This window comes from Sphingomonas vulcanisoli (assembly GCF_011761305.1).
GTDB classification, from domain to species: domain Bacteria; phylum Pseudomonadota; class Alphaproteobacteria; order Sphingomonadales; family Sphingomonadaceae; genus Sphingomonas_I; species Sphingomonas_I vulcanisoli.
The window spans coordinates 44,493-55,378 of sequence record NZ_JAAOZC010000001.1 but is presented as its reverse complement, the minus strand read 5'-3'; the positions used below and the strand labels follow the sequence as shown (position 1 = coordinate 55,378).

The window sequence follows — 10,886 nt, the reverse complement described above, 5'->3', positions numbered from 1 at the left end:
CCGAAACACTCACATATTGGGGTAATTGGGTCCGCCTCCGCCCTCCGGCACCACCCAATTGATGTTCTGGGTGGGATCCTTGATGTCGCAGGTCTTGCAGTGGACGCAATTCTGCGCGTTGATCTGCAGGCGCGGATCGCCAACGTCCTCGCCCACGATCTCGTAAACGCCCGCCGGGCAGTAACGCTGCGCAGGCTCGTCATAGAGGGGCAGATTGATCCGCACCGGCACGGTTGCATCCTTGAGCGTCAGGTGGATCGGCTGATCCTCCTCATGATTGGTGTTCGACAGGAACACCGAGGAGAGGCGATCGAAGCTGATCACGCCATCGGGCTTCGGGTAGGCGATCGGCGCGACCATATCCTTGCGGTACAGCGTCTCATTATCGCGGTGATGTTTCAGCGTGAACGGCAGGCCGATCTTGAGGCTGCGCATCCACATATCGGTGCCGGCGACGACCGTGCCGAGCGCCGGGCCGAACTTGGCGATGGCAGGCTCGGCATTGCGGACGGTCTTCAACTCCTTGGCGATCCAGCTCTCGTTGAGCGCGGGCTGGTAGCTCTCCAGCGTATCGCTCCGCCGACCGGCGCCGAGTGCCGCGAATGCCGCTTCCGCCGCGAGCATCCCGCTCTTCATCGCGGTATGCGTGCCCTTGATGCGCGGCACGTTCACGAAGCCCGCCGAACAGCCGATCAGCGCGCCGCCGGGGAAAGCAAGCGTCGGCACGGACTGCCAGCCGCCCTCGTTGATCGCCCGCGCACCATAAGAGACGCGCCGCCCGCCTTCGAGGATTTCGCGGATCGCCGGGTGCTGCTTCCAGCGCTGGAATTCCTCGAACGGATAGAGGTACGGATTCTTGTAGCCGAGGCCGACGACGAAGCCGAGCGCCACCTGGCCGTTCGCCTGATGATAGAGGAAGCCGCCGCCGACCTCGTCCTTCAGCGGCCAGCCCTGCGTGTGGATGACGCGGCCGGGGACATGCTTCTTGGGATCGATATCCCACAATTCCTTCATGCCGAGGCCATAGACCTGCGGCTGGCAATCGCGCTCCAGATCGAAGATGCGCTTCACTTCCTTGGTGAGGCTGCCGCGCGCGCCTTCGGCGAAGAAGGTGTAGCCCGCGTGGAGCTCCATGCCGGGCTGGTAATCGGGCTTATGCTCGCCATCGCGCGCCACGCCCATGTCGCCGGTGGCGACGCCCTTCACCGAACCATCCTCGTTGAACAGCACTTCGGCGGCGGCGAAGCCGGGGAAGATTTCGACGCCCAGTTCCTCGGCCTTGCCCGCCAGCCAGCGGCAGAGATTGCCGAGCGATCCGGTGTAGGTGCCCTTGTTGTGCATGAAGCCGGGCGTGAACAGGTGCGGCATGCCGACCTTGCCCTTGGCCGAGAGGAACCAGTGATGGTTCTCGGTGACGGGCACCTCGGCCAGCGCGCAGCCGTCTTCGCGCCAATCGGGCAGCAATTCATCGAGCGCGATCGGATCGATCACCGCGCCGGAAAGGATATGCGCGCCGATCTCCGAGCCCTTCTCCAGTACGCAGACCGAAACCTCCCGGCCCTGCTCGGCGGCAAGCTGTTTGAGGCGGATCGCGGCGGAAAGGCCGGCGGGGCCCCCGCCGACGATCACCACGTCATATTCCATCGACTCACGGTCGTGCATTGTCTCGAACCCTAAGCATTTCGTCCGGTCACCGCATGCGCCGAACGCCTCGTCACGGGATCGCGTGGGGGACAATTGACCTTCTCGTCAAGACTTTGCCTTAAGAGCGACAACTCACCGGGGATGCGGGGGAATATTACACATATGCTGGCGACGCTGGCGTTGAGCAGTTTCGATTGGTGGCGCGAGGCGGGAGTCGATACCGCGATCGACGAAGCCCCGCGTAACTGGCTGGCGCCGGAACGTGCGGCCACGCCTGACGCCGCCACACCCGCCCAGGCCGCTCCCGTCGATCAGGCCTTACCCGCCGATCTCGCCGCCTTCCGCGCCTGGCTGCTCGCCGATGCGTCCGTGCCCGGTCATGCCACGCAACGCTTCGATGCGATCGGCGATGCGGCGAGCGGCACGGTGATCGTCATCGATATGCCCGAGGCGGGCGATCGGACGGCGGGGCAATTGCTCTCGGGCGAAGCGGGCGCGCTGTTCGATCGGATGCTGGTGCCAATGGGCCTGTCGCGCGATCTGGCCTACCTCATCCCCTTCGCGCCTGCCCGTCCCGCATCGGGCCGGCTCGATCCCGCCGCCGTCGCCGCGCTGACGCCGTTGGCGCGCCACCACCTTGGTCTCGCCAAACCGCGCCGCCTGCTGCTGCTGGGCGATGCGCCGGTTCGCGCCTTGCTCGATATCGGCGTCGCCGAGGCGCGCGGCCGCACCCATGCGATCGAGATCGGCGGCGTCCCCGTGCCGACGATCACCAGCTTCCACCCCCGTTTCATCCTCCAGGCATCGCCCGCCGATCTCAAGCGCCGCCGCGCCGCGGTTTGGGCCGATCTCCAGCAATATATGGCTCTTTGAATGCGTCTTCCGATTGCCCCAGCCACATTCATTGCCGTGCTCCGGCGCAGGCCGGAGTTGTGGATAGCGGGCGAGACGCGAAACGCCCAACGCTCCGGCCTGCGCCGGAGCACCGCGTGTCTGTGGGCCACCCTCGCTTTCGCCACCGCCGCGCTCAGCCCTGCGATCGCCGCCGATGCGGTCAGCTTCACGACAACTCCCGCCGTCGCCGATCAGGGCCTGCTCACCCCCGCCGAGCGCACCGCCTATCGCACCGCCTTTGCCGCGATCCGCAGCGGCGACTGGACCAGCGCCACCGCCGCGATCGATGCCATGCCCGCCGGACTGCTGACGCCGATCGCGCGCGCCGAGCTCTACTTGGCCAAGGGCGCGCCCCAGCCCGATCCGATGGCGCTGACCGCGCTGATCACCGCCTCGCCACAATTACCGCAAGCCCCCGCGCTCGGCGCAAAGGCGATCGAGCGGGGCGCGACGGCGCTGCCGGCGATGCCCACCGAGCATGATCTTGTCCGCACCTCCGCCGCCTCGCGCCGCCAGAACGTCCGCTCGACGCGCGCCGATGCCGCCTCCGCCCGCGTCGCCGCGCAGCTCCAGCCCCTGTTCAAGGTCAACGACGCCGCCAGCGCCGAGCCGATCGTCGAGGCCGCCTCCGCGCAGCTCAGCCCCGAGGCGCTGACCGAATGGCGCCAGCGCGTCGCCTGGACCTATCTGCTCGCCAATGATGACGCCAACGCCCGCCGGGTGGCGACGATGGCGCGTGCCGGGGCCGGCGAATGGGCCAGCCAGGCCGATTGGGTGCTGGGCCTCGCCGCCTGGCGCGCGGGCGACATGGACGCGGCCTCCGAAGCGTTCGCCGCCACTGCGGGCCGTTCGCGCGATCCCGAGATGATCGCCGCGGGCCTGTTCTGGGCGGCGCGCGCCGATACCGCCGGCGGGCACCCCGACCGCGTCGCTCCGCGTCTGCGATCGGCGGCGCGGATGGACGAGACTTTCTACGGCCTGCTCGCGCGCCAGATGCTGGGCATGACGGGCGCCGAGGAGACGCCCGCGCTCGCCCCCGGCCTGCCGCAGACCCCCAACGCCGTCACCGCCGCCGCGCTGATCGAAGTCGGCGAACCCGCGCTGGCCGATCGCGTTATCCGGCGCGAGGCGCGGATCGGCAGCTGGACCAACCACGCCGGCCTCATCCAGCTCGCCGCGCGGCTCAACCTGCCCGCGACCCAGCTCTGGCTCGCGCAGAACAGCCCGGCGGGGATGCCGACTTCGCTCTCCGCACGCTATCCGATGCCGGCGGGCTGGATGCCGACGGGCGGCTGGCGCGTCGATCGCGCGCTGTGCATGGCGCACGCGCTGCAGGAATCGCAGTTTCGCATGGACGCCACCAGCCATGCCGGGGCGCGCGGCGTGATGCAGCTGATGCCCGCCACCGCCCGCCTCGTCGCGCGCCACAAGGGCGACGCGCCCGAGATTGCCGATCGCCTGTCCGATCCGGCGGTGAGCTTCGAATATGGCCAATCCTATCTGCAGGAACTGGCGGACAATATGGGCGCGACCGGCGGCCTGCTGCCCAAGGTGATCGCCGCCTACAATGCCGGGCCGAACAATGTCGCCGCCTGGAACGTGCGGCCGGGCGCGAGCACGGATCCTTTGTTCTTCATCGAGACGATCCCCTTCGCCGAGACGCGCGGCTATGTCGCGACGGTGCTGCGCAATTACTGGATGTATCAGCGCGAAAGCGGGGTGCGTTCGGAGAGCCTCGCGCAGCTGGCGGAAGGCAAGTGGCCGCGCTTCCCGGTGGCTGCGGTGGTGCGGCGGACGGCGATGAACGAGACCGTGGGGACAGCGGCAGGGCTATCGAATTAGGAGTAGTTTCTACCGTTTGCCCTGAGCTTGTCGAAGGGCTGCACTTCTTGGCTGTAAAGAAGGGCAGTGCTTCGACAGGCTCAGCACGAACGGGTGGCTAGAGCAGGCCGAAAGCAGCTAAGCTTCCTCCATGCCCATCGACACCGCCCTCCCCTTCCTCCCCGTCCGCATCGCGATCCTCACCATTTCGGACAGCCGCACCCCCGCCGACGATCGCTCTGGCGACACCCTGGTCGAGCGGCTGACCGGCGCTGGCCACATCCTCGCCGACCGCACCATCGTGCGCGACGATGTCGCAACGATCGTCGCCCAGCTCGATCGCTGGATCGCGGACAGTCAGGTCGATTGCGTGATAACCACCGGCGGCACCGGCGTCACCGGCCGCGACGTCACACCCGAAGCCTTCGATCGGGTCTGCGAGAAACGGATCGAGGGGTTTGGCGAGCTGTTCCGCTGGCTGAGTTACCAGACGATCGGCACCTCGACGATCCAGTCGCGCGCCACCGCCGGGGTCGCGCGCGGCACCTATCTGTTCGCGCTGCCCGGCTCCACTGGCGCCTGCCGCGACGGCTGGGACGGTATCCTCGCCACCCAACTCGACAGCCGCCACCGCCCCTGCAACTTCGTCGAACTCATGCCCCGCCTCCAGGAACGCTGACGCGGATCGAGATGCTAAAAATCCTCGCCTGCAAGGGGAGGGGGACCAGCCGCAGGCTGGTGGAGGGGTATCCCGCTCTCGAAAGGGTGACACCCCTCCGTCAGCCCTGCGGGCTGCCACCTCCCCTTTCAGGGGAGGATTGATGGCCCGGTCTGGATACTTATCGAGGACGAGAGCGCATTTGTTGGCTAGTCTCCGGCCATGACCGAATCCCCCGCCAAATGGACCCTTGTCATCCACGGCGGATCGGGGAGCATGACGCGCCAGCGGCTGAGCAAGGCGGAGGACGCAGGCGCCCGCGCCGGGCTCACCGCCGCGCTCGCGGCGGGCTCCGCGATCCTGCGCGAAGGCGGCACGGCGATCGATGCGGTCGAGGCGGCGGTCAAGGTGCTGGAGGATGATCCGCATTTCAACGCCGGGCGCGGCGCGGTATTCTCGTGGGAGGGCGTCAACGAGCTCGATGCCGCGCTCATGGACGGGCGGACACGCGCGGCGGGCGCGGTTTCCAGTGTGACGCGGACGCGGCATCCGATCGCGCTGGCGAGGGCCGTGATGGAGGACGGGCGGCATGTTCTCCTGTCCGGTCCGGGCGCCGATGCCTTCTCCAAGGAGATCGGCTGCGAACAGGTCGATCCCGCCTGGTTCGCCTTGCCCGAACGGCGGCGGCAGCTCGACGAGATCAAGGCCGGCGGCGGGTTCGACAGCGCGATGAAATATGGCACGGTCGGCGCGGTGGCCTGCGACGCGCAAGGCCATGTCGCCGCCGCCACTTCGACCGGCGGGCTGACCGCCAAACGCTGGGGGCGGATCGGCGACTCACCCCTGATCGGCGCGGGCACCTATGCCGACGATCGCGCCTGCGCGGTCTCCTGCACAGGCGCGGGCGAGGTGTTCATCCGCGCCGCCGCCGCGCACGAGATCGGTGCGCGGGTGCGGATGGCGGCCGAGCCGGTGGCCGATGCCGCCGCCGAGGTGATCGCCGAGATCGACGAGATGGGCGGCATGGGCGGCGTCATTGCGGTCGGCCCGCGCGGTGAAGGCGGCTGGGCGTTCAACACATCGGGCATGTATCGCGGCGTTGCCCGCGAGGGGCATGACAGCATCGTGGCGATCTATGAGGATGAAGGTTAGGCTTGACTTTTAGCGTGATTTGTGCCAATATGGTTAAGTGACTATGTGGGATTCGATGACATTTAGGCAATCTATCTTGTGCTCCGGCGAAGGCCGGAGCGTTGGATTATCGGCGCCGCGCCTCACCGTCCAAGGCTCCGGCCTTCGCCGGAGCACGGGCTCGCTTATCGAAGCCTGCAGCCGTCTCGCCCGCATCCCCACCGCATCCTTTCGCAAACCTCAACTTCCTCAACTTCGCCGCTGGCTTGCTCCCCTCCTCGCGCTCCTCGCGCTGCTCGGCCTCACCACCCCCGCCGCCGCCTGGTGGGAATATGGCCACCAGACCGTGGCCGAGATCGCGATGAGCCAGGTGCAGCCGCTCACCCGCGCCGATATCCTCGCGCTGCTCAAGCAGGACAAAAAGCTCGAAACCCCGACCTGCCCCGCGCACACGATCGAGCAGGCCTCGGTCTGGCCCGATTGCATCAAGACTTTGGGCGATCGCTTTTCCTACGTCTTCGCCTGGCATTTCCAGGATGTCGAAACCTGCAAGCCGTTCGATACCAAATCGGCCTGCGCCAACGGCGCCTGCGTATCGGCGCAGATCGCGCGCGCGCAGCGGATGCTGGCGGACCGCAAGTTGCCCGCCCGCGATCGGCTGACGGCGCTGGCCTTGCTGGTCCATTTCGTCGGCGATCTGCACCAGCCGCTGCACGCGGTGGAGCATGACAATGATCAGGGCGGCAACAAGGTGAAGGCCAGCTACGGCGCGGTGACAGGCACCAATCTCCATTCGATCTGGGACGGGCTGCTCGCCGATCGCGCCATCTCCACCGCGCCGCCCGGTCCAAAGGGCATTCTCTCCGAAATCAGCTCGGAGCAGCGCAAGGCGCTGGCGGCGGGCACGATCGAGGATTGGGGCCGCGAAAGCTGGGAGATCGCCAAGACGGATGTCTATGGCCCGGTCGAAAAGGATATCTGCGCGCCCACCCCCAAGACCCCGGTGGTGATGGACGAAGCGACCATCGAGAAGGAGGTTCCGGTGCTGCGGCTGCAGATCGCCAAGGGCGGGCTGCGGCTTGCACGCCTGCTCGACGAGGCGCTGGACGGCGATCACCCCGAAGTGGCGCATCCGCCCAAGCCGCCGAAGGTAATTCCGGTGGTGGCGCCGACCACACCCGCCTCTTAAAACCGTTCGTCCCGAGCGAAGTCGAGGGAGGTGCCACAAGCGCCGCGCTAACGTGTCTCCACTTCACTCGACACGAACGAATGCGGAGCGCACAACTGCAAAGGACAGAATGCGCTATTTCCTCGATACCGAATTCGATGGCTTCGGCGGGCCGTTGCTCAGCCTCGCGCTCGCGGCCGAGGATGGCGAGGATTATTATGTCGTGATCCCGCACGATCATGAGCCGACGCCCTGGGTGGCGCGCCATGTCGTGCCCTATCTGAAGAGCGTCCCCGATACGCTCTATAACCAGCTCGACCGCGAGGCGGCGGCGCGCGATGTCGCCGCCTTCTTGCGCACCGATCCCGATCCCGAGATCATCGCCGACTGGCCCGAGGATATCGCGCTCTTCTGTCGCCTGTTGCTGATCCAGGAGACCGAGATCCCCGATATCCGCGCGCTCCGCTTCCGCTTCGTCCGCACTCCGGGCTTCTCCACCGCGCGCAACAGCAAGGTGCCGCACAATGCGCTGCATGATGCCCGCGCGCTCAGGGAGCATCTGCTCGCGCTGGAGGGTTAGGCGCCCCGCTTCGCCCGCTGATCGCGAAAGACGGCGAGGATCGCGGCGATCCAAAGGCAGGCCGCAGCCGTGAAGCCGGCGATCGTACCGCCATTTGGCGCGCTGATCGAACCGATTACGGCGGCCAGGATCAGCGCGACCCCCAGGATATAGAAAGGCCGGAAGGCAGCGGCGAAGGCGATCGGCAGAAAGTGGAGGCCGACGACCAGCGCCATTGCTGGCAGCAGCAGATCGGGGCGATGCAGGTTGATGACGATGTTGGAGGCCAGAAACAGGCCGATGCCCTCGGCAATGCTGCTCCACTGGATCGCACGCGCCGCTTTTTCGGATGGCACGACGCCGGAGCCGGGCATGCGGAGTATCGCGACGGCGGCCAGCCCGATCACCGCGGAGACGATAAAGGGCACGGCCAGGATCGGCCCGGCAAAATGCCACTGCCAATATAGCGTCATCGCGGCGAACAGGCCGCCGAAGAAGCCCATGATAATCGCACCCCAACTGCCCATACCTACCGCACCTTTCTGATCGACCAGCCCACGCTCGCGCCATCGGGCGGCGTCTCGCCCGCGATCGTCAGCACCCGCGTCGGCTGGGGCCTGCCGAAGGCGTCGATCCAGAGGCTGTCCTCCAGGCTGAGCGCGCCCGCATCCGATCGGAACTGCCAGGCCTCGCCCGCTGCGGGCTTGAGCAGGGCGCCCTTGCCGTCGGCGGTGAGAACGGGATCGAGGCCGGGGGCGAGGTGGAAGTGGATCGCGAAGCGGGTGGCGGCGATCGCCCGTTTGCGGCCGGCGGGGACCAGCGCGTCCTCGCCCGAAAGCTGGCGGCCGTCGGCGTTGAGCGTCAGGCGGCGGGAATGGCGGAAGCCGTGGCGGCGGACGTAGCCGTCATGCGCCGCCTCGATCGTCACAGCACCCTGATTCTCGCGGCGCACGACATCCACATGGCCGACGCCCTTGCCCAGCGATCCATCGGCATGGACCGAAGTGCTGTTGGTATCGGCGAGGACGAGTGTGGAGTGTGCGGCGGTGGTGCGCAGGCCCTCGGCCAGTTCGGCGGGCAGGCCGGGGGCGCCGCCGCAATTGACAATCAGCCGCTGGCCGCCTTCCGAAAGCTCGAACGCCAGGGTCGAAGCGCAGCCGCCCCGCACTAGCGCCCCTGTGGGTGGCGGCGCGGCATCGATCACCAGCCGGGCGTTGGCGGCGACGGCCTGCTGATAGCCCCAGCCTTTCGGCGCGGAGAGCGCCGCGATACGCAGCCCGCTCGCCGCCGCCGCCGCTTCGATCCGCGCGGCGCTGCCGGGATTGCCGCCCTGCCAGCTCGACAGCGCGCCATCGCCCAGCACCACACCGAACAAAGCGGGCAGCGCCTGCGCCAACGCCTTGGCGATCCCAGCAGGGAGCGGACGGGCGCGAACCTCATAAACGGCGCGCAGCTGAACGAGGAGCTCAACCAGATCGAGCTGCTGCGCGGGCACGCGGGTGGCAACGCCGCCGTCGTCGAGCAGCGCCAGCGCCAGCGCGCGGATCAGCCCCGCCTCGCCATGCGCGACGCGAATATCGCCGCCGGGCATCAGCAGCCCCGCGGTAATCACCCCCGCCCAGGCCGCGACCCTTGCCACGCCCGGCGCGGCGGCATCGGCCGCGCGATCGAGGTGGCGGGCGCCGCGCGCCAGACAATTGAGCACCGCCTTGCGATAGTCCTGATCGGCGCTGCCCAGCACCAGCGGCGCATAGGCTGCCCACATCAGGGTGCGCCGCCCCCAGAGATCGGGCCGAAAGCCGGGGCCGGCCACCGCCGTGCCATGGTCCTTGAGCCAGTGCGCGGTCAGCGCCTCGGCCACCGGTGCGGTGTGATCGCGCGGTGCCGCGACCGCCAGATCGCGCAGCCAGGCGAAGCTCTGATAGTGATCGGCGAAGGCGGGGCTGAACCCGCCCTTGGCGATGGCATCGACCGCGACGCTCTCCTGCCCCAGCAGCATCCGCCCTTCGAGCAGGGCCTTGCCCGCGCGCGGCCGGCCGGGGACGGGATCGCCCGGTACGTCGATCAGCTGGAGCGGATAGCGCCCCCGCAGCCGCATCTTGTGGACCGGCGAGCGCCAGGATAGCCGCCGCATCGCGCGGCCGAACAGATCGGCGAGGCTGAACCCCGGCGCGCCGATCGCGGACAAGCGCCGCCGCTCGCCCGTATCCGCGTCGTCCTCCGCCATCAGCCCTGGCCGCGGAGCGCGGCGATATTGGCGGCGTACTGACTCGGCCCGCCCTTGAAGGTGGCAGTGCCCGCGACGAGCGCGTCGGCCCCCGCGGCGATGCAGCGCGGCGCGGTCTCATGATCGACGCCGCCATCCACTTCGAGATCGATCGCGCGGCCCGATTTATCGATCATCTTGCGCACCGCCTCGATCTTGCGGAGCGCGCTCTCGATGAACTTCTGCCCGCCGAAGCCGGGATTGACGCTCATCACCAGCACGAGATCGACGTCATCGATCAGATAATCGAGCATTTTGGCGGGTGTACCCGGATTGAGCGCGACACCGGCGCGCTTGCCCAGGGATTTGATGTGCTGGACGGTGCGATGGATGTGCGGCCCCGCCTCGGGATGCACGGTCAGCGTGTTCGCGCCCGCCTCGGCAAAGGCCTCCAGGAAGGGATCGATCGGGGAGATCATCAGGTGGACGTCGAACGGCTTGGCGGTGTGCGGTCGCAGGCCTTTGATCACCGGCGGGCCGATCGTGATGTTGGGCACGAAGTGGCCGTCCATCACATCGACATGGATCCAGTCCGCCCCCGCCCGATCGATCGCCTCGATCTCGGCGCCGAGCCTGGAGAAATCGGCGGAGAGGATCGAAGGGGCGATGCGGACGGGCTGGGTCATGGGGAGCCTCTAATCCGAAGCGCGGGTGGATTGAACAGCCGAGTGCAAGAATTCGGAATAGTTCCTCCCCTGGAAGGGGAGGGGGACCATCGCGCAGCGATGGTGGAGGGGTATCCCGC

The 10,886-nt window shown here is 67.9% G+C and carries 10 protein-coding genes; 6 read left to right on the top strand and 4 right to left on the bottom strand.

What is annotated here, in order from left to right; all coding sequences use genetic code 11:
- Positions 1 to 9 precede the first annotated feature (9 nt).
- Positions 10 to 1,662: an electron transfer flavoprotein-ubiquinone oxidoreductase gene (locus FHS31_RS00280; RefSeq protein ID WP_167070941.1), complete on the bottom strand. Its 1,653-nt coding sequence runs from the start codon at positions 1,660 to 1,662 to the stop codon at positions 10 to 12.
- Between the two features lie 144 nt (positions 1,663 to 1,806).
- On the opposite strand from FHS31_RS00280, the gene FHS31_RS00275 reads away from it, so the two are divergent.
- The 6 genes from FHS31_RS00275 to FHS31_RS00250 all read left to right on the top strand — a co-directional run bounded on the left by FHS31_RS00275 (position 1,807) and on the right by FHS31_RS00250 (position 7,896).
- Positions 1,807 to 2,517, top strand: a complete 711-nt coding sequence (locus FHS31_RS00275) for a uracil-DNA glycosylase family protein (protein WP_167070940.1) — start codon at positions 1,807 to 1,809, stop codon at positions 2,515 to 2,517.
- Complete coding sequence (locus tag FHS31_RS00270) at positions 2,518 to 4,380, top strand: lytic transglycosylase domain-containing protein (protein ID WP_167070939.1); 1,863 nt, start codon at positions 2,518 to 2,520, stop codon at positions 4,378 to 4,380.
- A 130-nt stretch (positions 4,381 to 4,510) separates the two neighbouring features.
- The gene (gene moaB / locus FHS31_RS00265) at positions 4,511 to 5,038 is read left to right on the top strand and encodes a molybdenum cofactor biosynthesis protein B (protein ID WP_167070938.1); all 528 of its coding nucleotides are present in this window, start codon (positions 4,511 to 4,513) and stop codon (positions 5,036 to 5,038) included.
- A gap of 201 nt (positions 5,039 to 5,239) precedes the next feature.
- Positions 5,240 to 6,169 carry an isoaspartyl peptidase/L-asparaginase family protein gene (locus tag FHS31_RS00260; RefSeq protein WP_167070937.1) on the top strand — a complete coding sequence of 310 codons (930 nt, stop codon included), beginning with the start codon at positions 5,240 to 5,242 and terminating at the stop codon, positions 6,167 to 6,169.
- Between the two features lie 271 nt (positions 6,170 to 6,440).
- The gene (locus tag FHS31_RS00255; protein WP_243843219.1) at positions 6,441 to 7,337 is read left to right on the top strand and encodes a S1/P1 nuclease; all 897 of its coding nucleotides are present in this window, start codon (positions 6,441 to 6,443) and stop codon (positions 7,335 to 7,337) included.
- Positions 7,338 to 7,446: 109 nt separating this feature from the next.
- Positions 7,447 to 7,896 (top strand): 3'-5' exonuclease family protein, encoded by a 450-nt coding sequence (locus FHS31_RS00250; RefSeq protein WP_167070935.1) that lies wholly within the window; start codon positions 7,447 to 7,449, stop codon positions 7,894 to 7,896.
- Here FHS31_RS00250 and FHS31_RS00245 read toward each other — a convergent pair.
- From FHS31_RS00245 to rpe, 3 genes are read right to left on the bottom strand one after another with little or no spacing between them, the layout of a single operon-like run.
- Positions 7,893 to 8,402, bottom strand: coding sequence for a hypothetical protein (locus tag FHS31_RS00245; protein WP_167070934.1), 510 nt, complete (start codon positions 8,400 to 8,402; stop codon positions 7,893 to 7,895). The genes FHS31_RS00250 and FHS31_RS00245 overlap by 4 nt on opposite strands.
- A gap of 2 nt (positions 8,403 to 8,404) precedes the next feature.
- Complete coding sequence (locus tag FHS31_RS00240) at positions 8,405 to 10,102, bottom strand: heparinase II/III family protein (RefSeq protein ID WP_167070933.1); 1,698 nt, start codon at positions 10,100 to 10,102, stop codon at positions 8,405 to 8,407.
- Positions 10,102 to 10,767, bottom strand: a complete 666-nt coding sequence (gene rpe / locus FHS31_RS00235) for a ribulose-phosphate 3-epimerase (RefSeq protein WP_167070932.1) — start codon at positions 10,765 to 10,767, stop codon at positions 10,102 to 10,104. The genes FHS31_RS00240 and rpe overlap by 1 nt, the downstream gene beginning before the upstream one ends.
- Positions 10,768 to 10,886: the final 119 nt, after the last annotated feature.